Annotated in this window: 21 protein-coding genes; 11 read left to right on the top strand and 10 right to left on the bottom strand. The window is 69.7% G+C overall.

Features of this window, described 5'->3' with window-relative positions; translation table 11 throughout:
• Window positions 1-21 precede the first annotated feature (21 nt).
• From ACFQU4_RS20150 to ACFQU4_RS20115, 8 genes are read right to left on the bottom strand one after another with little or no spacing between them, the layout of a single operon-like run.
• Window positions 22-978, bottom strand: coding sequence for an asparaginase (locus ACFQU4_RS20150; RefSeq protein ID WP_377495217.1), 957 nt, complete (start codon window positions 976-978; stop codon window positions 22-24).
• Window positions 975-2138 (bottom strand): M20 family metallopeptidase, encoded by a 1164-nt coding sequence (locus tag ACFQU4_RS20145; RefSeq protein WP_377495215.1) that lies wholly within the window; start codon window positions 2136-2138, stop codon window positions 975-977. The genes ACFQU4_RS20150 and ACFQU4_RS20145 overlap by 4 nt, the downstream gene beginning before the upstream one ends.
• A complete protein-coding gene (locus ACFQU4_RS20140; protein ID WP_377495212.1) occupies window positions 2135-3319 on the bottom strand; it encodes a M24 family metallopeptidase in 1185 nt (394 codons plus the stop codon). The genes ACFQU4_RS20145 and ACFQU4_RS20140 overlap by 4 nt, the downstream gene beginning before the upstream one ends.
• The gene (locus ACFQU4_RS20135; protein WP_377495210.1) at window positions 3312-4436 is read right to left on the bottom strand and encodes a pyridoxal-phosphate dependent enzyme; all 1125 of its coding nucleotides are present in this window, start codon (window positions 4434-4436) and stop codon (window positions 3312-3314) included. Before ACFQU4_RS20135 ends, ACFQU4_RS20140 begins: the two co-directional genes overlap by 8 nt.
• Window positions 4436-5560, bottom strand: a complete 1125-nt coding sequence (locus tag ACFQU4_RS20130) for an ABC transporter ATP-binding protein (protein WP_377495208.1) — start codon at window positions 5558-5560, stop codon at window positions 4436-4438. Before ACFQU4_RS20130 ends, ACFQU4_RS20135 begins: the two co-directional genes overlap by 1 nt.
• Window positions 5553-6338, bottom strand: coding sequence for an ABC transporter permease (locus ACFQU4_RS20125; RefSeq protein WP_377495206.1), 786 nt, complete (start codon window positions 6336-6338; stop codon window positions 5553-5555). The genes ACFQU4_RS20130 and ACFQU4_RS20125 overlap by 8 nt, the downstream gene beginning before the upstream one ends.
• Window positions 6335-7204 carry an ABC transporter permease gene (locus ACFQU4_RS20120; RefSeq protein ID WP_377495204.1) on the bottom strand — a complete coding sequence of 290 codons (870 nt, stop codon included), beginning with the start codon at window positions 7202-7204 and terminating at the stop codon, window positions 6335-6337. Before ACFQU4_RS20120 ends, ACFQU4_RS20125 begins: the two co-directional genes overlap by 4 nt.
• Window positions 7201-8250 carry an extracellular solute-binding protein gene (locus ACFQU4_RS20115; protein WP_377495202.1) on the bottom strand — a complete coding sequence of 350 codons (1050 nt, stop codon included), beginning with the start codon at window positions 8248-8250 and terminating at the stop codon, window positions 7201-7203. Before ACFQU4_RS20115 ends, ACFQU4_RS20120 begins: the two co-directional genes overlap by 4 nt.
• An 89-nt stretch (window positions 8251-8339) precedes the next feature.
• On the opposite strand from ACFQU4_RS20115, the gene ACFQU4_RS20110 reads away from it, so the two are divergent.
• Both ACFQU4_RS20110 and ACFQU4_RS20105 read left to right on the top strand, forming a co-directional pair.
• Complete coding sequence (locus tag ACFQU4_RS20110; protein ID WP_377495200.1) at window positions 8340-9056, top strand: GntR family transcriptional regulator; 717 nt, start codon at window positions 8340-8342, stop codon at window positions 9054-9056.
• The gene (locus ACFQU4_RS20105; RefSeq protein WP_377495197.1) at window positions 9053-9880 is read left to right on the top strand and encodes an NAD(P)H-binding protein; all 828 of its coding nucleotides are present in this window, start codon (window positions 9053-9055) and stop codon (window positions 9878-9880) included. Before ACFQU4_RS20110 ends, ACFQU4_RS20105 begins: the two co-directional genes overlap by 4 nt.
• A gap of 57 nt (window positions 9881-9937) precedes the next feature.
• Here ACFQU4_RS20105 and ACFQU4_RS20100 read toward each other — a convergent pair whose 3' ends face one another.
• A complete protein-coding gene (locus ACFQU4_RS20100; protein WP_377495195.1) occupies window positions 9938-10912 on the bottom strand; it encodes a phytanoyl-CoA dioxygenase family protein in 975 nt (324 codons plus the stop codon).
• Between the two features lie 67 nt (window positions 10913-10979).
• Between ACFQU4_RS20100 and ACFQU4_RS20095 the strand changes: the two genes are divergently transcribed.
• The 5 genes from ACFQU4_RS20095 (at window position 10980) to dacB (ending at window position 17273) form a co-directional block, all read left to right on the top strand.
• Complete coding sequence (locus ACFQU4_RS20095; protein ID WP_377495193.1) at window positions 10980-11873, top strand: helix-turn-helix transcriptional regulator; 894 nt, start codon at window positions 10980-10982, stop codon at window positions 11871-11873.
• A 189-nt stretch (window positions 11874-12062) separates the two neighbouring features.
• Window positions 12063-13094: an ABC transporter permease gene (locus ACFQU4_RS20090; protein ID WP_377495191.1), complete on the top strand. Its 1032-nt coding sequence runs from the start codon at window positions 12063-12065 to the stop codon at window positions 13092-13094.
• Window positions 13091-14020, top strand: coding sequence for a carbohydrate ABC transporter permease (locus ACFQU4_RS20085; RefSeq protein ID WP_377495189.1), 930 nt, complete (start codon window positions 13091-13093; stop codon window positions 14018-14020). Before ACFQU4_RS20090 ends, ACFQU4_RS20085 begins: the two co-directional genes overlap by 4 nt.
• A 2-nt stretch (window positions 14021-14022) precedes the next feature.
• Complete coding sequence (locus ACFQU4_RS20080; RefSeq protein WP_377495187.1) at window positions 14023-15636, top strand: hypothetical protein; 1614 nt, start codon at window positions 14023-14025, stop codon at window positions 15634-15636.
• Between the two features lie 77 nt (window positions 15637-15713).
• Window positions 15714-17273, top strand: coding sequence for a D-alanyl-D-alanine carboxypeptidase/D-alanyl-D-alanine-endopeptidase (dacB, locus tag ACFQU4_RS20075; protein ID WP_377495185.1), 1560 nt, complete (start codon window positions 15714-15716; stop codon window positions 17271-17273).
• Here the strand turns inward: dacB and ACFQU4_RS20070 are convergent.
• A complete protein-coding gene (locus ACFQU4_RS20070; RefSeq protein ID WP_377495183.1) occupies window positions 17233-17613 on the bottom strand; it encodes a LacI family DNA-binding transcriptional regulator in 381 nt (126 codons plus the stop codon). The genes dacB and ACFQU4_RS20070 overlap by 41 nt on opposite strands.
• A 108-nt stretch (window positions 17614-17721) precedes the next feature.
• Here ACFQU4_RS20070 and ACFQU4_RS20065 point away from each other — a divergent pair, with 108 nt between their 5' ends.
• The 4 genes from ACFQU4_RS20065 to ACFQU4_RS20050 are packed head-to-tail and all read left to right on the top strand — an operon-like array spanning window position 17722 to window position 21162.
• Window positions 17722-18291, top strand: a complete 570-nt coding sequence (locus tag ACFQU4_RS20065) for a CGNR zinc finger domain-containing protein (protein ID WP_377495181.1) — start codon at window positions 17722-17724, stop codon at window positions 18289-18291.
• 42 nt (window positions 18292-18333) lie between these two features.
• Window positions 18334-19524, top strand: coding sequence for an MFS transporter (locus ACFQU4_RS20060; protein WP_377495179.1), 1191 nt, complete (start codon window positions 18334-18336; stop codon window positions 19522-19524).
• Window positions 19525-19574: 50 nt separating this feature from the next.
• A complete protein-coding gene (locus ACFQU4_RS20055) occupies window positions 19575-20288 on the top strand; it encodes a DUF899 family protein (protein WP_377495176.1) in 714 nt (237 codons plus the stop codon).
• Window positions 20289-20322: 34 nt separating this feature from the next.
• Window positions 20323-21162, top strand: coding sequence for a prephenate dehydratase (locus ACFQU4_RS20050; RefSeq protein ID WP_377495174.1), 840 nt, complete (start codon window positions 20323-20325; stop codon window positions 21160-21162).
• Window positions 21163-22694 lie beyond the last annotated feature (1532 nt).

Below are 22694 nucleotides of genomic sequence, written 5' to 3'. Positions count from 1 at the left end.
GGCTCGATCCGGCAGCGAGGCTCAGGGGTCGACGGGCCAGCGGGCAGCATGATCACGGAGCCGGTCGCGGCGGACCTGGGGGCGTTGCCCGGCCAGCAGGAGACCGATCACCACCCGGGCCTGGCTCGCCGGCACTCCGGGCAGCAGGATCCCGCCGGCGGCGACCAGGTCGAAGCCGCCGCCGTTTCCGTACACGGGCTTCAGGGGACCACGCCAGACCCGGCTCGAGATGCCGACCGGAACATCGCGGCCGACGGCTCGGGCGACTGCGGCGCAGAGTGCCGGGTTCCCGTTACCGAGTCCTGTCCCGATCAGGACGATCCCGGCCGCGCCACGCTCGACGGCGGCATCGATCAGCCAACCGTCAGCACCGACGTGCGCCGAGACCATCGGAACGTCAACCGTGTCGAAGGCCTCGTCCGGCGGCGGCAGCCGGGGTGGTGCGAACGCCGTCCGCGGCGCGGTGAACGTTGAGGCGAAGGCGTGCGGGGCCGTCGTGTGGGCCTTCGCCAGCCCCCAGGCAGGCAACACCTGGCCGCCCATCGCCACCAACACCCCGCGTTCCCGGGCTCCCGGATCGGCGGCCAGAGCGAGGGCTGCCTCGAGATTGGCCGGGCCGTCGGGCGCAGGGTCGTCGGCGGCTCGCTGGGCTCCGGTCAGGACGACTGGACGGGGGTCGTCGTGGGTCACCGCGAGCAGAGCCGCGGTCTCCTCGAGCGTGTCGGTGCCGTGGGTGATCACGACACCGGCCACCGTCGCGTTCTCCAACGCGTCCCGGACGGCGGCAACCACGGTGCGCAGCTCGGCGTGCCCGAGGGCGAACGAACTGGCCCGCAGGAGCGAGACCTGTTCGACGGTGAACCCCGGGCGCTGCAGGCCGGCGAGCAACTGGGTCGCGTCGTCGGCGGGGCGGTGCCCGCCTCCGGGAGCGCTCCGGGAGGCGATGGTGCCGCCGGTGCTGATCAGGACGACGGTCATCCGGACCGCCGGTTCAGCACCCGGAACGCGGACCGGGCCAGTACCTCCACCGCCACGGACAGTGACTCCTCGGCGAGGTCGAATCGCGGATGGTGGTGCGCCACCGGACCGGTCGCCGGTGCCGCGCCGACGCGGAAGTAGCAACCAGGGGCGGCCTCGAGATAGCGCGCGAAGTCGTCGCACCCGGTGGTCGGGATCCCCGCTCGGACTTCGGCGACCCGGGTGCTCTCGGCCGCCGCTGCCCGGACCTCCTCGCTGATCGCAGGGTCGCAGCGCAGCGCCGGGCAACTTGGCCCCCAGCTGACGCCGATCGTCGCCCCGCGCCGGGTTCCGATCGCCGCGAACTCCTGCTCGACGGCAGCGGCCTGACCCGCATAGGAATCCGGGCGCAGCGTGCGCAACGTGCCCTGCAGGGTCACCCGTTCCGGGGTGACATTGGGCGCCTCGGCGGCCCGGACGACGGTGACCGAGGCGTGGTCGCCGGGCGGCCAGTCCCGGGCCAGCCGCTCGATGGTCAGTACGCACTCGGCGGCAACCGCGACCGCGTCCACCGCGGTGCCGAAGCCGGCATGCCCGGCTTCGCCGCCGACCTCAATCTGGAACTGTTCACAGCGGGCCCATTGCACCCCGGCGCTGACACCGACCACGCCCGTCGGCAGGGTGGTGTCGAGATGTAGGCCGAGGGCTGCGTCGGCACCGGCGGTGAGCCCGGTCGCGATCACCGCGGCGGCACCCTCATCGGTCTCCTCGGCGGGCTGGAACACCCCGATCACGCGGCCCGGCCAGGACGTCGTGGCCAGCACCCGGAGGACGCCGAGCAGCACCGCGACGTGCCCGTCGTGGCCACAGGCATGCATCACCCCCGGCACCTCGGAACGCACCGCCCGCCCGTCGTCGGCCTCCTGGACCGGCAGCGCGTCGAGGTCGGCCCGGAGCAGCAGTGTCGGCCCCGGCCGGTCCCCGTCCAGCCGCGCGACCACGCCAGTTCCGGCCACCCCGGACTGATGATCAACGGCGAGGTCGCTGAGCTCTGCCGCGATCAGCGCAGCGGTGGCATGCTCGGCGAAGGCGAGCTCCGGCCGGCGGTGCAGCTGTCGCCGGAGCTCTCGTACCCTCGGCTCGAATCGGCCGACGAGTTCGGCGATCTCGTCCCGGCTCACAGCTGGATGATCCCTGGCGGTGCCGCCGGGGAGATCGGGGTCAGCCCGACGTCGGTGACCTGGTACGTCTCCTCCACCACGTAGTTGATCCCGCCGTGCTGGACGGTGGGCTCGACGCAGAGTGTGCTGCCCAGGACGAACTCGGTCGGGTCGTCCGGATGGAGTGACGGCGGTTCCGGGACGTGCAGCCCGATTCCGTGCCCGAACCGGCCGAACCCAACCTCGGCCGGGTCGGTGCGCATGGCCGACTGGATCGCCGCCCCGACCCCCGATGCCGCGACCCCCGCCTTGATCATGGGTACGGCAGCCTCCAGCCCGGCCCTGGCCCGCGCGTAACCGGCCCGCTCGGTCGGCGTCACCGGCCGCGCAGCATAGGTCCGGCAGAAGTCGGCCCAGTAGCCATCCACGATCGGGGCCCCGTCCAGGTAGAGGAGGTCGTCCCGCTGCCAGACCGCGTCGGTCGGGCCGCCGAAGAGCCCATGGTGCATGCGCCCCACCGAGCCGTGCGGGCCGACCTCGTGGGCTCCGAACTCGAGTTGCGCGATCGAGAAGGCCCGGGAGATCTCCCGTTCGGTCATGCCGGGCCGGATCCGGTCCGGCATCACGTCGAACACCTGCCGGAGGATCTCCGCCGAGTGCTGCATCCGGTCCAACTCCCAGGCCGACTTGTACGTCCGGCACTGCCAGACCAGCTCCGACGCGTCGACGGTCTCGGCGGCCAGCCGCGGCATCAGCCGGGTCAGCTGACCGACCGGCGGCCAGGCGGCGTCGAGCCCGTCGACGCCGACCCGGCCGGGCGTGCCGTTGATCAACTCGGCGATCACCCGGGCGGCGTGCGGCGCGAACTGCAGGTGGCCGTCCGGCAGTCCGTCGACGGGTGGATCCATCTCGACGTACGAGTGCGCCACCACCCCTGGCACCCGCAGCCGGACCGAGTCCACCTCGGTCTCGGCGGCGATCACGTGCAGGGCGTCGGGGCCGAGCAGGGCGACCACCGGCCGGCTGTGCATCCGGAACGTCGTGCTGACGTACCCGCTGAGATAGCTGACGCTCTCGTCCCGTACGGCCAGCAGCCAGGTCAGGTCGCGAGCCGCGAGCCCTTCCCGCAGCCGGGCGTGGCGGCCGGGGAGATCGCCGGCCAGGCCGGGTGGGGCGAGACTGCCGGCAGCATGATCAATCACGGCCGGGCTCCTTTCGATGATCGGGATCGGGCCGGCCGTCGCTGAGGATCAGTAACACCGACGGCCGTTCGCCGAGTCCGAGTAGCGTGCGGTGGGCCGCACCGTCGGGTCCGCCGAGCAGAAGGTGAGCGGCGGCCAGGACCCCGCCCGAGCAGGGCCCGACCCGGAGGCCCTCTCGTTCGGCGATCTTGGCCCCGTGGCCGGCCTCGGTGTCGTCGAGCGTGACGGTGCCGGCGAGACCGCCGCGCAGGGCCGGCCAGGCGATCAGCGACGGGGTGCCGCAATTGAGCCCGGACAGGGACGATGCCAGCGGACCAGGCACCGAGATCGGCCGGTCGGCCGCGAGCGAGGCCGTCACGCATGCGGCGGCGCAGGGTTCGACGCCGACGATCTGCGGCCGAGGGGCGGATCGGGCCGCGAAATGATCAACGACGGCCGAAGCGAGGGCGCCGACTCCGACCGGCACGATGACCAGGTCCGGATCCGGACGGGTGGTCTCAGCCAGCTGGGTCTGAACCTCGCGCAGGATCGTGGAGTAGCCGTGGGCGACCGCCCGCGGGATGCGCTCGTAGCCCGGCCAGGACGTGTCCGATACCAGGATCGCTTCGGCTGAGGCAGCGGCCGAGGAGGCGGCAACGGCGTCGTCATAGGTTCCGGCGACGTGTGCGATGTCCGCTTGCTGGGCACGGATCCTGGCCACCACACCGTCGGCGACCTCGCCCGAGACGTAGATCCGGCAGGGCAATCCGAGCAGCCGGGCGACGAACGCCAGCGCCTCGCCGTGGTTGCCCTCGCTGGCGGCGATCAGCGTCACCCGGGGGAGCCGTCCGCGCAGCCCGGCCAGCCCGGCGGCCGGAGTCCAGTCGGCCGGCAGCAGGTTCCGCAACGCCTCGACGACCGCCCAGGTGGTGCCGACCACCTTGAACGACGGCAGGCCCCAGCGATCGGTCTCGAGTTTCGCCACCAGCTGACCGGCGCCCCATGCGTCGGCCAACGCGGGCAGTGACACCAGCGGGGTGCTCCGATAGCCGGCGATCGCCCGATGCAACTCCAGTACGCCCTCGGGCACCTGGTCCGGTCGCGGCGCCCCGGTGGCCCCGGTGATCAAGGTACGCATCACGCCGCCGCCGCGTCGGCCGGCTGATGATCATCGACCCAGACACCGTCGTCCGGCGACCAGCAGACCTGGACCCGCGCGCCCCGGGGCCGGGCGGGATCGACCCACGCATTCTCCCGCACCAGCAGCGGCCGGCCGCCGGTGCGTTCCAGGGTGACCAGCCTGGTCGCACCGAGGTAACGCTCGGCGGCGACGGTCGCCTCCAGCACGTTCGCTCCGGCGATCGGGGCCGTCCCGTCGGCGTCGATGACCCGCATCCGCTCTGGTCGGACGATCATGGTCGCGGATCCGGTCCCGCTGGGGCTGCTGGTCGCCCGGACCTCCCGGCCACACGCGAGAGTGATCGAATTCCGGCCTGTCACCGGGCCGTCGAACACGTTGGAGTCACCAACGAACCCGGCGACGAACGACGTCCGCGGGCGCTCGTACACGTCGTCCGGCGTCCCGACCTGATCGATCCGTCCGTTCCGGAACACCGCGATCCGGTCGGACAGACAGAGCGCCTCATCCTGGTCGTGGGTCACGTAGATCACCGTGGTGCCGATCTGCCGGTGGATCCGGGCGATCTCGGTCTGCAGCGAGTCCCGCAGCCTCCGGTCGAGGGCGCCCAGCGGCTCGTCCATCAGCAGCAGCGGCGGCCGGTGAACGAGGGCGCGGGCGAGCGCCACGCGCTGCTGCTGCCCGCCGCTGAGCTCTGCGGGCCGGCGCTCGGCCAGCTGCTCCAACTCGACCATCGCCAACGCGGCGTCCACCTCGGTCCGGCGGGCGGCGCCGCGGATCCGGCGCTGCCGCAACGGATAGCCGACGTTGTCGCGGACGGACATGGTCGGGAAGAGGGCGTAGTTCTGGAACACCATGCCGATGTTGCGGCGGTTGGCCGGTATCCGGCTGACATCGCGGCCGTCGAAGTCGATCGTGCCGCGATCGGGTTGCAGGAAGCCGGCGATCATGTTCAGCGTGGTTGTCTTGCCGGACCCGGAGGGGCCGAGGAGGGTCATGAACTCGCCCGGACGCACCAGGAGGTCGATGCCGTCGACCGCCGTGAACGTACCGAAGCGACGGGTGATTCCGGTCAGTCCGAGCTCGACGCCGGCCGGGGGCGCGACGGTCGTTGATTCAGCCACGAGAGGCTCCTTTCCGTGACACCGCGAGGGCCAGGGCGACCACGAGCGTGCTGCCGGTGAGGACCAGCACCGCCGCGGCTGCCACCGTCGGGTCGACGTTCTGAGTGACGGAGTTGAACATCAGTACGGGGAGCGTCTGGAGTCGCGGTGAGGTCAGGAAGACGGCCATCACCACCTCGTCGAACGACCAGACGAACGCGAACAAGGCACCGGCGAGCACCCCGGGGGCGATCACCGGCAGCGTCACCTGGACAACCCGGGCGGGCAGTGACGCGCCGAGGCTTTCCGCGGCCCGGTCCAGGTTGCGGTCGTGCCGACTGAGCGCGGCCGAAACCGGCTGCGCGACCAGCGGGATCGCGGTCACGGCGTGGGCGAGCACCAGTCCGGCCGTGGTGCCGGCGAGACCCCAACGCAGGAAGGAGAAGTAGACACCGATGCCGAGCAGGATGACCGGAATGATCACCGGGGCCGTGAGCAGGCCGTCGACCAGGCGTCGAGACAGTCCGCGCAGCCGCTGCAGGGCGAACGCCGCCGCGGTGCCGAGGACCGTCGCCAGCACGGACGCCTGACCGGCGATGATCAGCGAGTTGATCAAGGCCTGCAGCCAGCGCGGATCGGTGAAGAACTCCCGGAACCACTGCGGTGACCAGTCGGACAGGGACACGGCGAGGCTGCGCCGCGGATTGAACGCGACGGGGACGATCACCAGGGTGGGCAGAAAGAGCCACAGACCGACCAGCAGGCCGAAGACGAGCAGCGGCCACCGAGTACGGGTCACAGGACACCGCCGATCCGGCTGCCACTGCGGGAGAGGACCCGGGCCAGCAGTCCGAACATGATCATGAGGACGAGAGTGATGCCGAGCAGGACCATGCCGAGCGCCGCTGCGGTCGTGGTGTCGCCCAGCCGGGTGACGTTGGTGTAGATCAGCTGCGACAGCAGGGCGTTGCGCGACGAGCCGAGGAGCTGCGGGGTGATGAAGAAGCCGAGGGACAGGATGAACACCAGCACCGCGGCGGCGGCGACGCCGGGCAGTGACAGCGGCAGATAGACCTGGAACCAGGCGGCGCGCCGGGAGGCCCCGCAGCTCGACGCCGCGTCGACCAGCCGCCGGTCGATCCGCTGCATGACCGCGTAGAGCGGCAGCACCGCGTACGGGAGGAGGACGTGGGCCATCCCGATCACCACGCCCGTGGTGTTGCGGATCAGCGGCAGCCGGGGCAGTCCGACCGCGGCCAGGGCGTCGTTGATCAAGCCCTGATCCTGGAGCAGGACGACCCAGGCCAGCGTGCGGATGGTGAAGCTGGTCCAGAACGGCAGCAAGATCAACACGAGCAGCAGGGCCCGCAGTCCCTTGCCGGCAAGCGTCATCAGGTAGGCGTACGGATAGCCGAGGAGCAGACAGACCAGGCTGACCAGGGCCGCCGTGGTCAGGGTCCGGCCGAGGACGGCCCGCACGACGTCGGACCGGGCCAGCTCGACGTACACGCTCCAGCCGGACGGACCGGCGACACTCTGCCGCAGCAGGTCGACCAACGGGAATCCGACGATCAGCACCAGCAGGGTGACCGGCGCCGCGAGCAGCAGCAGGACGGTGCCGCGGCGGCGGGTCGGCGCGCCGCCGGCGATCGCGGCCGCGGTCATCCCACCAGCTCGGACTGCCAGCGCTCGGCGACGGCGTCCGCGTTCTCGGCCCACCACTGTTGATCTTGGACGATCGAGCCGGCAGCCATCTCCGGATTCGTCTGCGGCAGGAACGGCTTCAGGTCTTCCGGAACGTCGGACAGCTCGGCGTTCCCGACCGACGGCGAGTAGGGGATCAGGGTGGTCAGGGTGGCCTGGTGCTCCGGCTTCATCATGAAGTTGATCAACTTCATCACCTCGTCCGGATTCGCCACGCCGACCGGCACCACCAGCGCGTCGTAGATCAACAACGACTCCCCGCCTCCGCCGGCGAAGGGCGCATCCTGATCGGCAACGGCCGCGTAGGCGCGGCCGTTCCAGGCCATGATCAGGTCGACCTCGCCGCTGGCCATCTGGGTCTCCGAGTCCGAACCTGCCTCCCAGAAGACCAGATCGTCCTTGATCGTCGCGATCTTGGCGAACGCCCGGTCCAGATCGATCGGATAGAGCTTGTCCGGCGCGACGCCGTCCGCCAGCAGTGCGCATTCGATCAGCGGGTTGGGTAGTGCCGAAGACCGCACCGAACGCTTCCCGGGATAGGTCTTCGTATCGAAGAACGCGGCGCAGGTGTCCGGACCGTCCTCGCCGTAGGTCTTCGTGTTGTAGTAGATCGCCGTCGAGTACGTGAGCAGCGGGGCCCCGCATTCGTCCTGGATCAGCTTGGGATCGACTCCGCTGAGATCGACCAGCTCGGTGTTCAGTGGTTGGAGCAGCTTGCCGCACTGCTGCACGGACCAGTAACCCTCGGCCGGCACGACATCGGTGCTGACCTGCTTGGCCTCGACCTGGGTCTGGATCTTGGCGTAGCTGAGGTTCGGGTCATCGACGATGGTGACCCCCGACTCCTGCTGGTACGGATCCAGGAACGCCTCGCCGAGTGCGTCGCCGTAGGCGCCGCCACCGGACATGAAGGTGATCGTGGGGCCGGAGGTGGTCCCGGCGCTGCACGCGAACAGGCTGAGCAGGAGCGAGGCGCCGAGGAGGGTGGCGAGACGTCGATGAGGCATGGTTCACCTGGCTGAGTCGGGCAGGCGTTCCCCCGAGGGACGGGCTGCGAATGGCTGCGACCCGGACAACAGTATAGTAATATATTGGTATGTCAATGGCCTCACTTCCGTCTCTGGACCAGCTACCGACACCGCCGTCCCGGTCGGCCCACCTGCTCCGGGAGGCGGTGTACGACGTCCTGAAGGGCGCGATCATCGGCGGCACCCTGCCGCCCGGCGAGCGGCTCCGAGACGGCGAGATCGCCGACCAACTCGAGGTCAGCAAGATGCCGGTGCGCGAGGCGTTGCGGCGGCTCGCGGACGAGGGACTGGTGATCGCGGAGGCGAATCGGTGGACCAAGGTCGCCCCGATCGACATGGGTGCGGCAACGCGGATCTACCCGATCATCTGGACGCTGGAATGCCTGGCGCTCCGCCTGGTGCCCAGCTGGACCGAGGCCCGGCTGGATCGGCTTCGGGCCGCCAACCGCGACCTCGAGCGGGCGCTTGCCGACGCCGACCCGGTCGCTGCCGCGGCGGCCGACGACACCTTCCACGGCGTCATCCTGGAAGCGGCCGACAATCAGGAACTGACCGCGACCGTGCTCGATCTGAAGGTACGGGTCCGGCGGATCGAGGTGGCCTACTTCGGTGGCTCGATGACCGGCGAGAAGTCCTGCCGGGAGCACGACTCGGTCGTTGCCGCGCTGGCCGCCGGTGAGATCGACGTGGCCGCGGCCGCCCTGGAACAGAACTGGTCCGGGACCCTCGACCGGATCCGCGGCCACGACGACCTGCGAACGACTGACGAAGGAGCACCTCAGTGAGCTACACGGTTGGTATCACCGGCGTCACCGGCAAGACCGGCCGACGGGTGGCCGAGGGAGCAGCGGCTCGCGGCTGGCAGGTCCGCAGCCTGACCCGGCGGGAGCCCGGCCTCGGCACCTGGTGTCGGCTCGACTGGGACGACGAGGCGACCTGGGTTCCTGGCTTCACCGGCTGCGACGCGGCGTACGTGCTGATCCCGTTCAACCATCCCGGCGCGGCCGAACGGACCCCGGACCTGCTCCGAGCCGCAGCGACCGCCGGAGTTCCGCGGATCGTGCTGCTCTCGTCGCTCGACGCCGAGGGCGCGCCGGCCGACGACCCGTTGGCCGCGGCGGAAGCGGCGCTGGCCGCGCTCGAGGTCGACTGGGCGATTCTCCGCCCGACCTGGTTCCTGGAGAACTTCTCGGTCGGGTCCTTCGGCGGGATGGTCCGCGATGGCGAACTGCGGCTGCCGGCCGGCGACGGGCGGATCCCGTTCGTCGCCGTCCAGGACATCGCCGAGGTCGCGCTGGCTGCGCTGGCGCCGGACGGTCCGCAGGGCAGGCTGCCGCTGACCGGTCCGGCAGCGGTCACGCACGCCGAGGTGTGCGAGGCACTGACGGCGGCGCTCGGTCACCCGGTCCTGTTCGCCGACGCCGACGACGAGGAATTCATTGCCTTGATGGCGCAGCGCGGCTTCTCCCGCGACTATTGCTCCTTCCTGATCGAGGCGTTGGATCAGGTGCGCAGTGGCCGGTTGATCATTCCCGTCACCGACACGGTCAGCCGGGTCACCGGCCGGCCGGCCACGTCGGTGGCCCAGTTCGCCGAGGCGCTCGGCTGAGCGCACGTCGGCAAGATCAACTTCCCGCCCGGCGCAGGGGCAGGTCCGCTGGGCCGGCTACTCCTCGGACGACTCCTTGGCCGACGGCCAGCGGTCGCAGCCGCCTTCCTTGTCCGGGCGGGACAGCGGCCGGTTGACCTCGGTGATCCCCTTGTAGGCGTACGGATCCTCGCCGGCCACCAGCAGCACGTCGCGGAAGTCGGCGGTAGCCATGCTCTCGCCGGCGACCGGCGGCCGCCAGGGCAGCAGCGACTCGGCGCTCATGTAGTGGTTCGCCAGCGCCCGCCGGTAGCCGTGCTTGCCCGAGTTCTCCAGCGACCGGTGCAGCAGGTAGCCGTTGAAGATCAACGCGGTGCCGGCCGGGATCTCCACCGGGACCGCGTCCTCGTCGGAGTACGGGAAGGCGTAGGCCTCGCCGGTGCAGTCGAACCGCGGGTCGTTCTGCTCCTTGGACGGGTAGATCACGCCGCGCCGGTGCGAGCCGGGCAGCACCCAGAGACAGCCGTTCTCGATCGTGGCGTCGTCGAGGGCGATCCAGGCCGCGGTCAGCGAACGGTCCCGGGTCGGGATGAAGAACTCGTCCTGGTGCCAGGCCTGGCCGGGCTTGCCCTCGGACTTCACGAACAGCATCGACTGCATCGCCTTGACGTTCGGCCCGATCACCGAGACCAGCGCGTCCACGATCCGCGGCGCGGTGAGCGCGGCCAGGGCGGCCGGCGACGCCTTGTGCGGGTAGTGGATGCAGAGGAACGCCCGCAGCACGTCCTCGTCGCTCATCGCGGCGAACTCGGGCGGTGCGCTGTTCGGGTCGTCGCTGTCGCGCCAGCCGCCGAGGATCTCGCCGAAGTCGCCCCGGCAGAGCCGCAGCGTGTCGTCGTTCACCGCGGCGACCTCGTCGCGGGACAGACCGTCGGCCAGCAGGGCGAAGCCGTTCTCGGCGAAGTGGGCGGCGAACTCGGCATCCGCCGTGTCGAACAGCCGCAGCTCCGGCCTGCGGGTGCTGATCAAGGCGGTGTTGGTCAAGGTGGACATGATCAACAGGGTGCCCGGACCAACCCCGTCCGGCCAATGGCGGATTGCCACGAACTAATATCTGATCGTGACATCCGGAGCGATCGGGCTGGAGCCGGCGACGGCCGTGCTGGTCGCCGACTATCTGCCGGGAGACCAGTTCGGGCCCCGAACCCTGATCAGCTACGAGTTCGTCTGGCTGCTCGCAGGGTCGGCCCGGCATATCTGGACCCGACCTCGGCCGGACGGCTCGATCGAGTCCGGCAGTACGCCGCTGCGGCCCGGTCAGCTGGTGCTCGTCACGCCCGGCACCCGGGACGCGCTGCACTGGGACCGGCATCGCATGTCCCGGCACGCGTACGTCCACTTCATGATCACCGACCCCGGGCCGCTGCCGCCGATCGGCCAGTGGCCGATGGTGCGGGACCTGCTCGCCGCCCCGATCCTCGGCGGGATCTGCGACTACCTGCTCGAGCTGGCCGGGCTCGGCACGGAGGCGGCGCAGCGGCGCAGCGACGAGTTGATCACCCTGCTGGTCGACCTGTACGTCACCGGGCCGATGGCCGACGCCGGTCCGGCGCCGCCGGCCCCCGTGGCCGCGGCCGTCGATCACGTCCGGGAGGTGTGGGCCACCGACGGGATGCGGATCGTGCCGATCGAGGAGCTGGCCGCGGCGGTGAGGATCTCCGCCGGCCACCTGCACCGGGTCTTCCGGGACAGCTACGGCACCGGCCCGGCCCGCGCCTTCGAACTGATCCGGTTGGCCCGCGGTGCCGTCGCGCTGCAGCGCAGCAATGCCGGGCTCGCCGAGATCGCCCGGCTGGTCGGCTACACGAACCCGTACCACTTCTCGCGCCGGTTCCGGGAGGCGTATGGCCTGCCGCCGGGCGGCTACCGGACCGCCGTCGATGCGGCCGATCCGTTGGCCCCGCTCCGCGGCTCCGGGCTGCTGCCGCTGGCGGGTCCGCTGCTCAATCTGTGACGCCGGCGACTCCACGCGGCGATGCCCCGGGAACCCAGTCTGTGAAACCGGTATCCGGGGTGTTCTCCCTAACAGGCTAGGAAATTCCAAAACGTTTGACAAACTCGGTGCAAACGGTTGCCAGAGGTTGCACCGGTGTTGCAGGCTGTGCGGCGGAAAAGTAGTCGACGAGGATGCGGGGAGCTGCGCGTGGCCCGAACCGACCGGACGATCCCCCCGGGATCCGGCGGAACCGACACCATCGAGGTCGGGGACGCCGGAGCCGTGGCCCGATCCTCCCCGACACCGAAACGCTCGCCCGAGCGGCGGCTCTCCTGGTGGGAGCGGGCCCGCCGGGACAAGGTCCTGCTGTTGATGGCGATCCCGGGACTCGGCCTGCTGCTGGCCTTCCACTACCTGCCGCTGTTCGGCAATCTGATCGCGTTCCAGGAGTACCTGCCGTTCGTCCCGCTCGGGCGCAGCCCGTGGGTGGGCCTGGACAACTTCTCGGTGATCTTCAACGGCGATCTCGAGTTCCTCAATGCGCTGCGGAACACGCTCGTGATCACCCTGGTCCAGGTGGCGTTCGTCTTCCCGGCGCCGATCGCGCTGGCCCTGCTGCTGAACAGCCTGCTCTCGGAGCGGATCAAGCGGATCGTCCAGTCGGTGCTCTACCTGCCGCACTTCCTGTCCTGGGTGATCGTGATCGCGATCTTCCAGCAGATCCTCGGCGGCAGTGGCCTGATCAACAACATCTTCCGGTCCCAGGGGCTGGAGACGATCGACTTCCTGGGCAACCCGGACACCTTCATCGCCCTGCTCACCAGCCAGGTGATCTGGAAGGACACCGGGTGGGGGACGATCTTGTTCCTGGCCGCGCTGACTCAGATCGATCCCGCCCTGTACGAGGCGGCCCGGGTCGACGGGGCGTCGCGCTGGCGCCAGTTGTGGCACGTCACGCTGCCCGGGATCCGCGGTCTGATCATCCTGCTGTTGATCTTGCGGCTCGGTGACTCCCTGACCGTGGGCTTCGAGCAGATCGTCCTGCAACAGGGTTTCGTCGGCAGACCGGCGAGTGAGGTGTTGGACACGTACGTCTACAACAACGGCGTCCTGGCCGGCCAGTGGGGAGTGTCGGCCGCGGTCGGCCTGGTCAAGGGCCTGGTCGGGGTCGCGCTGGTGCTCGGCGCCAACAAGATCGCGCACGTGTTCGGCGAGGCAGGGGTGTACCAGAAGTCATGACGACCACACAGACCACACCCGCCCCGCCGCGATCGAAGCGCCGGCCCCGACAGCTCGACGCACCGGGCGTCCCGGTCCGGGTGATCAAGGGCATCGTGCTGGTGCTCGCCTGCCTGCTGGTGATCATTCCGTTCATCGGGGTGATCTCCACCAGCATCGCCAGCCAGGAGCACGTGACCAACTCCGGCGGCTTCGTGCTGTGGCCGGACGGCGTCCACCTCGACGCGTACCGGACGATCTTCAACGGCGGCGTGGTGCTGCAGGCGCTGCTGGTCAGCTTCTTGATCACCGTCGGCGGCACGCTGATCAGCCTGGCCGGCTCGACCATGCTGGCGTACGCGCTCAGCCGGCCGGGTTCCTTCGGTCAGCGGCCGATCCTGATGATCGTCCTGTTCAGCCTGCTGTTCAGCCCCGGGCTGATCCCGAACTATCTGGTGGTGAAGCAGTTCGGCCTGCTGGACTCGCTCTGGGCGCTGATCCTGCCGACCGCGATCAGCGGCTTCAACGTGATCATCCTGCGCTCGTTCTTCATGGGCATCCCGGACGAGGTCGTCGACTCGGCCCGGATCGACGGGGCCGGTGACTTCCGGATCTTCTGGTCGATCATCCTGCCGCTGTCCCGGGCGGTGCTCGCGGTGATCGGCCTGTTCTACGCGGTCGGCTACTGGAACGCCTTCTTCAGCGCGCTGCTCTACATCAGTGACACCGCGAAGTGGCCGCTGCAGTTGGTGCTGCGGACGTACGTGATCAACAACACCGAGCTCAGCAGTGGCGATCTCGGCGGAGCGGCGGCGGACCAGCTGCCGCCCCAGGAGTCGATCCAGATGGCGATCCTGGTGATCTCCCTGGTGCCGATCTTGATCGTTTATCCGTTCCTGCAGCGACACTTCGCCAAGGGCATGCTGACCGGGGCGGTGAAGGGATGACCATGATCAGCAGACGAGCTCTTCTCGGCGGCTCGGCCGCCGCGGCGGCCGGTCTGGCCGGATTGAGCGGCTGCGCGACCGTGACGAGGTCGACCGACATCGCGGCTCTCAACCGTCCGGTCGCGTTGCCGACCTTCCAGCGTTTCGACGGGCCGAAGCCGGACCTGCCGCTCACCCACGAACTGATGCCGGACTGCTTCTACCGCTTCCCGGCGGACCCGGTGCAGGTGACGCAGGGCGTCCCGGGCGACGGCAGCGAGATCACCGGCACCGTGCAGACGTCCAACCCGATCCCGCCGACGGCCGACCGCAACCCGTACTGGCAGGAGCTCAACAAACGGCTCGGATCGCCGCTGCGGTTGAGCATCACGTCGGCGAGCGACTGGGGCAGCAAGTTCGCCACCGCGGTGGCCGGCGACACGCTGGGCGACATGTTCAACGTCGACGGTGGGTTCGCGTACCTGCCGCAGTTCCTCGAGGCGCGGGCCCAGGATCTGACCGAGCACCTGTCCGGTGACGCGATCCTCGAGTATCCGTTCCTGGCCAACCTGTCCACGGAGTCCTGGCGCGGCTGCGTCTATTCCGGCGGCATCCGGGCCGTGCCGATCCAGCGCGGGGTGATGTCGTCCAACCTGTTGCTGGCCCGGCAGGATCTGCTGGACCAGTTCGGCGTCGACCTCACCTCGCCCGACCTGGACGAGTTGATCAAGGCCGCCGTCGCGGTCACCGACGAGCGGAAGAACCGCTGGGCCTTCGCCGTCCCGCCGACCGCCGCCCTGAGCTCGATGCTCGGACTGCCCAACGACTGGGAGGTCCGCGACGGCCGCCTGGTGCACAGCCGGGAAACCGAAGAACACAAGGAGATGCTCGGCATCACGGCCAAGCTGCAGGCCGACGGGCTGATCCATCCCGACGGGATCTCCAAGCAGAATCAGAAGGTCTGGTTCAGCCAGGGCTCGGCGGTGATGACCCAGGACACGTACTCCTCGATCCAGAGCTTCTATCGGCGCAACACGGTCGAGGGCTTCGCGATCACCCTGCCCCTGGTCCGCGACCGCGCCGGCAAGATCGGCCGGTTCCTGCTCGGCTCGCCGAACAACTCGATCGCGACGATCAAGCCCGGCTCACCGGAGCGGACCAAGCTGATGCTTCGGGTGCTCAACTGGATGGCGGCACCGTTCGGCACCCAGGAATACCTGTTCCGCAAGTTCGGCCTGCCCGAGCGTCACTACACCTTGAACGGAACGGATCCGGTGCTGACCGAGGCCGGCGGCAGTGAGGTCTGCCTGGGCGAGTTCCCGATCCAGTACCTCGCTGACGGCGGCTATCCGGTCTACTTCCCGGGCCACCCCGAGGCGGTCGACGTGGCGTACAACCATCTCAAGGCCATCCTGCCGACGGCCGCGACGAAGCCGGTGTACGGGACCTACTCGCCGACCCAGTCGACCAAGGGAAAGATCTTGGACTCGCGGATGGACGCGACCACGAAGGACATCCAGCTCGGCCGCGCCGACCTCTCCAGCTGGGACCAGGCCGTCGCCGACTGGCGCAAGTCCGGCGGCGACGCGATCCGGCACGAGTACGAAGAGGCGCTGGCGATCCAGGGTCGCCGCTGAGCGTCGGGAACCTTCGAGCCCGCGCCGGACACTAGTCTCGCGGGAGACGTTCGTCGGAACTCGAAGGAGAGCTCGTGATGGTGTGGCAGAGGGTGTCCGGGCGCGGGATCCTGCTCGCGATCGCTGCGGTGATCATGGTCGGACTGGTGATCACCCAGTCCGCCGGCCCGTCGACGGCCGAGCCGGGGACGCCGTTGTCGGAACGCCTGGACGCGTTGCTGGCCGATCCGGTCTACGACGGGTCGCAGGTCGCGCTGCTGGTCCGGGACGCGGCGACCGGCGAGACCCTGTACGACCGGAACGGGGGACAGCGGATGCTGCCCGCGTCGAACACGAAGCTGTTCACCTCCACCGCGGCGATGGAGGTCCTCGGCCCGGACTTCCGCTTCCACACCGACGTGCTGGCCACCGCGCCGCTGCGCGGCGGAACGCTGCGCGGTGATCTTTACCTCAAGGGGTACGGCGACCCGACGGCCCGCGAGGCCGACTACCAGGCGCTCGCCGAGCAGCTCCGGGCGGCCGGCGTCCGCCACGTCGACGGTGATCTTGTCGCCGACGACTCGTACTTCGATCAGGTACGGCTCGGCGACAGTTGGGCCTGGGACGACGAACAGGCCTACTACGCCGCCCAGATCTCCGCACTGACCCTGGCCCCGAACGACGACTACGACACCGGGACCGCGATCGTCGAGAGCCGGCCCGGTGCCTCGGCCGGAGCACCGGTCCGGGTCGGGCTGGTCCCGGCCAACCGGCTGATCAAGATCGTCAACACCGCGACCACCGGTGCGGCCGGATCCGAGTCCACGCTGAACGTCGAGCGGGAGCACGGCGGCAACGTCGTCCGGGTGTCCGGCTCGCTGCCGCTGGACGCCGGGACCGATCAGTCCTTGATCACGGTCTGGGAGCCGGAATTCTATGCGGCGGACGTGTTCCGGCTGGCCCTCGAAGCCGAGGGGATCGAGGTCGACGGCAAGATCACGGCCGCGACCACGCCGGCGAAGGCGCGGCGACTGGCCGAGGACAAGTCGATGACGGTCGGCGAACTGATGACGCCGTTCCTCAAGCTCTCGAACAACATCCACGCCGAGACGTTGATCAAGACGATGGGCGCGGTCGCCGAGGCCGACGGCAGTTGGCCGGCCGGGTTGGGCGTCGTCTCCAGCTACGCCCAAGTCGTCGGCGTGGAGGTCGACCGGCTCCGGATCTCGGACGGCTCCGGCCTCACCCGCAAGACGAACCTGACCGCCGACGCGATCACCGACGTGCTGATCGCCGCGCAGCGGGAGCCCTGGTGGCCGCAGTGGTACGACGGCCTGCCGATCGCGGGGAAACCGGAACGCCTGATCGGCGGCACTCTGCGTACCCGGATGCTGGATACCCCGGCCGCCGGCAACCTGCGCGGCAAGACCGGAACGCTCACCGGGGTCTCGGCCCTGTCCGGCTACGTGACCACCAAGGACGGCCGCAAGCTGGTCTTCTCCATGATCAGCAACAACCAGCTCTCCAGCGTGCGCGCGATCGAGGACGCGGTGGGGGTGACCCTCGCCTCGTGGACCGACCAGGCACCGGTCGCGGCGACCCGGGTCAAGGCGCCGGTCAAGCAGTCCTGCGAGTCGGAGTGGGAGAAGGCCTGCTGAGTTCCGGCTCGGTGGCCAAGATCAACAGGCAGCTCCGGTCCGTGGCGTCGCGGTGATCGGTGACGATCTCGCAGCCGACACTCTCCGCAGCCATGATCAACTTCCGGGCCAGGGTGATCACCCGTTCGTCGCCACCCGCCGGTACGACGAGCGTCAGCAGGTCGCCCCGGCCGCCGCGCAGCGCCCGGGCGATCTGGTTCGGCCGGTAACCGAGTTCCTCGACCGCGGCGAGCACGCGGTGCCGCAGTCGAGGGCTCACGCGGGCGTACCCGTTGATCGCGTTGGAGGCGGTCTTGGTCGACACCCCGGCGTGCCGGGCGACCTCGCGGAGCGTCGTCATGCCGTCCTCCTGCCTGCCTACACCAGTGAAAGGCTTTTACTGGTGTAGTGTGATTCACGAACGGCACACCAGTCAAACGGTTATGGTGGTGTGAACCAGGAGGTGGTGGTGGATTCTCCCGAGTCGGTGCCGGCCGCGGTGCTGCTGATCCGCGACTTCGTCAACAGCTACGAGCCGCAGGTCGACGACGAGACGTTGGCGACGCCCGCCGCGCTGCGGGACTGGTTCGCCGGCCGCGGGTTGCTGCCTGCGCGGACACGACTCGGTGCCGCCGAGCTCGCGGCGGCCACGACGGTACGGGAAGGGCTGCGGTCGATCCTGCTCGGGCATGGTGGGCACGCGGTGGACGAGGCTGCGATCGCCGCCGGCAACGAGATCCTGGCCGAGCTGCCGGTCCGACTGGAGTTCGGCGCGGACGGCTACCGGATGCTGCCGGCCGGCGACGGCGCCCTCGATCCCGCGCTGGTCGGCCTGCTCGAGGCGATCCGGCAGGCCAAGGAAGAACGCACCTGGGCCAGGCTCAAGGTGTGTGACCGGACCACCTGCCGCTGGGCGTACTACGACAGTTCGCGCAACCAGTCCCGCCGTTGGTGCTCCATGGCCGGCTGCGGCAACCACCTCAAGATGAAGCGTGCCTACGCGGCCCGAGTGGCCCGGGGTGCACGCGGGTCGGATTGAGCGGTGTGAACAGTGTTGGTACGAGCAGCAGGGTGGCGCGGGATGGTGCCCATGCTTGCCGCGGTCGCGTTGCTGGGTCTCGCGGACTCGATGACCGGCAGCTATCTGGTCCTGTTCGCTACCGGTCCGGCCGGGCTGATGCCGGTCCAGGTCGGGGTGCTGTCCTCGGTGATCTCGTTGGGTGGCATCGCCGCCAGTGCCTACTTCGGCCGCCGGTTCGATCGCGCGCCGACGCGGGGGTTTCTGGCCGTCGCCTGTGTGGCCGGTGCCGTCGGGTATGCCCTGATGCCACAGGTCCCGCACTTCGTCGCCTTGTTGCTGGTGGGATTGACGCTGGTCGGCGCGGTCGGCGCCGGCTATCCACAGCTGTTCGCCCTGGCCGCGGTGATCTTCGCCGACTCGGTACGCCGGCGCGCCGCCCCGATCCTGCGGTCGGGCTGGTCTCTGGCCTGGGCGGTCGGGCCGATCGTCGCCGCGGCCCTGCTTCTGGTCGGCGGGTATACCGGGCTGTTCCGCGCATCGGCGATCGCGCTGCTGCTGACGGCGGCTGTCCTGCTCGCCGTGCCGTCGCCCGGGAAGGTCGGCCAACGTTCCGCCGAGACGGAGTCGGAGTCGAGGCCGGGCCGAGCGGTCTCGCGTACGGCCTCCTCGGCGCCGTCGAACCGCCGGATGATCGGCACCGCGACAGCCAGCATGATCTTGGTCCATTGCGCGATGTTCGCCGGGTCGATCGCCCTGCCGCTCTACGTCACGGAGGATCTGCACCGGCCCGAGGGTGAAGTCGGCCTGCTGTTCAGCGCCTGCGCGGTCGTGGAGATCGTCGCGGCGTTGGTGCTGGTGTGGTTGCTGCCGCGGGTCCCGCTACCGATGTTGATCTTGTCCGGATTCCTGTTGTTCGCCGGCTACTTCGTGATCACGGTCGTCGCCCAGGGGATCACCGCCTTGCTGTTGGCCCAGCTTGCCCGGGGCGGTGCGATCGCGGTGATCGGCACCGCCGGCCTGCAGTACTTCCAGTCGCTCGGCAAGGGCACGGTCGGTGCCACCACGGCGCTGTTCTCGAATGCGGCCACTGCGGGCTCCCTGGTCTCCGGCCTGCTCGCGGGCGCCCTGGTGCAATGGTTCGGAACCACCGTGGCGCTCGGTTGCTGCGGCCTGCTGAGTCTGACGGCGGGTGTGGTCTTCCTGGCCGGGCGTCGGCGCGGACCCGGTGTTCGCACCCATCCCGACCGATGAGTTTCGGGCGGCGGGCGAGTCGATCCCTCATGGACGAAAACACTCACCCATTGCCCGAGATCGTCGACCGCGCCACCTGGCAGGCCGAACTGGACCGCCTGCAGGTCCGGGAGAAGGCGCACACCCGGGAGGGCGACGCGATCGCCGCCGCCCGGCGCCGGCTGCCGATGATCGAGATCGACCCGCGGATCGAACTGATCGGCGAGAACGGCCCGGTGCCCTTGATCGACACCTTCGAGGGACGCCGGCAGTTGCTGGTCTACTTCCACATGTGGCACCACGGCCACCCGGCCCCGGAACAGTGCGAGGGCTGCACCTTCTTCACCAGCCATGCCCTGGAGCTGTCGTACCTGCACAGCCGCGACGTCACGTACGCGACCTTCTGCCAGGGCAGCTACCCGGAAAGCTCGCGCTACAAGGAATTCATGGGCTGGACCATGCCCTGGTACTCGGCCCGCGACGCCGAGCAGGCGCTGCTCGGCGATCAGGGCTTCGGCGGTTACGCCAGCTACCTGCGCGACGGCGACCGGGTGTTCCAGACCTACTGGTCCACCGGCCGCGGCACCGAGGCCGGCGCGAACAGCTACCACCTGCTCGATCTCACGGTGTACGGACGCCAGGAGAGCTGGGAGGACTCGCCGGCGGGTTGGCCGCAGCCGTTCGCGGAGGCGGGGCAGCAGTTCCGTACCGGCGAACGGCCGACCTCCCAGTGGTCCCGGATCGAGGCCGGCCGCTCGGACGATCTCACCGGCACCGCGTCCTGAGCGGGAGGCAGTGACCGGACACTAAGATGCGGCGGTGACCCGCCCACGAATCGCGTACCAGGGGGAGCCGGGTGCGAACTCGCACCTGGTCTGCAAGGAGCACTACCCCGACTCGGAGGCCGTGCCCTGCGCGTCCTTCGAGGACGTCTTCGCGGTCGTCGAGAGTGGCGAGATCGACCTCGCCATGATCCCGATCGACAATTCGATCGCCGGTCGGGTCGCCGACATCCACCACTTCCTGCCGCAGTCCGGACTGCACATCATCGGCGAGCACTTCCTGCGGATCCGGTTCCACCTGATGGGGGTACCGGGAGCGTCGCTGGATACGATCACCACCGCGCACAGTCACGTCCACGCCCTCGGCCAGTGCCGCAAGATCATCCGCAGGCTGGGGCTGCGACCGATCATCTCCGGTGACACCGCCGGCGCCGCGCGCGAGGTCGCCGAGGCCGCCGACCCGACCCAGGCCGCCATCTCTCCGCCGCTCGCCGCCGAGATCTACGGCCTGGAGATCCTGGCCGAGGACGTCGAGGACGAAGATCACAACACCACCCGGTTCGTCGTACTCTCCCGCGACTTCATCAAGGCACCGGCCGGCAACGGCCCGGTGGTCACCTCGTTCATCTTCAACGTCCGCAACCTGCCCGCCGCCCTCTACAAGGCGCTCGGCGGCTTCGCGACCAACGGCGTGAACATGACCAAGCTGGAGAGCTACATGGTGGACGGCTCCTTCAGCGGCGCCACCCAGTTCCTGGCCGAGGTCGACGGGCATCCCGACGACATCGGCGTGAAGCGAGCCCTGGAGGAGCTGGCCTTCTTCTCCACCGACGTCAAGATGCTCGGCGTCTTCCCCGCCGACCCCTCCCGCACCTGATCTAACTCGGCACGCTGCCGCGGGATCGCCTGAGCAGGCGTGTTGATCATGTCGCGAATCGGCGAGGGCATTGGGGCCGGCGGGTCCTGCGGGTCGGGCGAGCCGGGTGGATAGTGCGAGTGGCACAGAATTGCATCGCAACGTCCGCGCCGGGCCCGAGATCGGTGGTGCGAGGTCGTTGCGATGCAATCCAGTGCCACTCGCGGGTTGGTCGCCCGGAGCTGAGTCCTCGGGGAACAGCTGTAGTCGAGGAGGTTCCGCGACGTTCGGCTCGGTAGCGATCGGCGACCTGTGCGGAGAAGTGCACGCCGTCGGATCTGTGTAGACGGGCGAGCGGAACCGCGACCATGGGTGGGCGCAAGGCCGAACATTACGTCTTCAGGTCGCGGCGCTGAGGCGGGTCGCAAGATCGCGAGGCCCGGGGTTGAAGGCGCAGGCGTGGAGAGGATTGTCGGCGGGCGAGGCCGGTGGTCAGAGCGAGTGGCACAGAATTGCATCGCGCGTCCGTGCCGGGGCCCGATATCGGCGGTGCGGGGTCGTTGAGATGCAATCCAGTGCCGCTCGCACGGTGGTCGCCCAGAACGGGGTGCTCGGGGAGTAGGCGTGATCGAGGACGGTGTCGCCGGCCTGGGAGCTGACGTTCAGCTCGGCGGCGACCTGTGCGGAGAAGCGCATGCCGTCGGATCTGCGTAGTCGGGCGAACGGAGCCGCGACCATGGGTGAGCCGCAATTCCGAAGGCTGTGTCTTCAGGCCGCGGCGCCGAGCTGGGTCGCAACATCGCGAGGCCCGGGGTTGAAGGCGCAGGCGTGGAGCGGATTGTCGGTGGGCGAGACCGGTGGTCAGCGCGAGTGGCACAGAATTGCATCGCGACGTCCGTGCCGGGCCCGAAATCGGCGGTATGGGGTCGTTGAGATGCAATCCAGTGCCACAGGCAGGTGGGGCGGCGGTGCGGTCGAGGCCAGTCCTCGCCGCGGGGCAGGGGATCCCGTCACGTGGGCGAAGTCTGCGGGTGGGCGGGATGCCGAGCGCTACGTGGGGGCCGCGGCGCGGGCACGGGCCGCAAGGTCGAAGGTTGGGCGATGCCGAACGGGTGAGCGGTAACGCCGAGCGCTACGTGGCCGGGCCGGCGCTTCGGTGGCAACGCTGAGCCCTAGGTGGCCGGGCCGGGCGGAGAGATGATGCGCGTCGAGGTTGGGCGTTGCGGGCGAGTGGGCGCGATGGGCGCGAGATCGAGGATGCGCAGCGCCGGTGATGCCCTGAATCGATCGGAGGCGGGCTTGCCAAGACCGGCGATTCGCGATCTCCGAGTGAGGCCCGCCGAGCCGGCGCCCCCGTTGACCGCAAGATCTCCGCCCGGGCAGGTTCGGACTACGCCGAGTGGACGCTAAGACCCGCGGATCGGGGCTTCCAATCACGCGCTGATCGCAACACCTGTTCGTGGAGGTGTGGGATGGCTCGTATTGGTCGGCCGACTGTGCCGGGCGAGGTGCGTCGGGTGTTTTGGTCCGGGATTCGGTCTGGTTTGACGGTC

It is taken from the genome of Microlunatus sp. GCM10028923 (assembly GCF_042666975.1).
In the GTDB taxonomy this organism is placed as follows: Bacteria; Actinomycetota; Actinomycetes; order Propionibacteriales; family Propionibacteriaceae; genus Microlunatus.
This window is presented reverse-complemented; position numbering and strand designations above follow the sequence as displayed.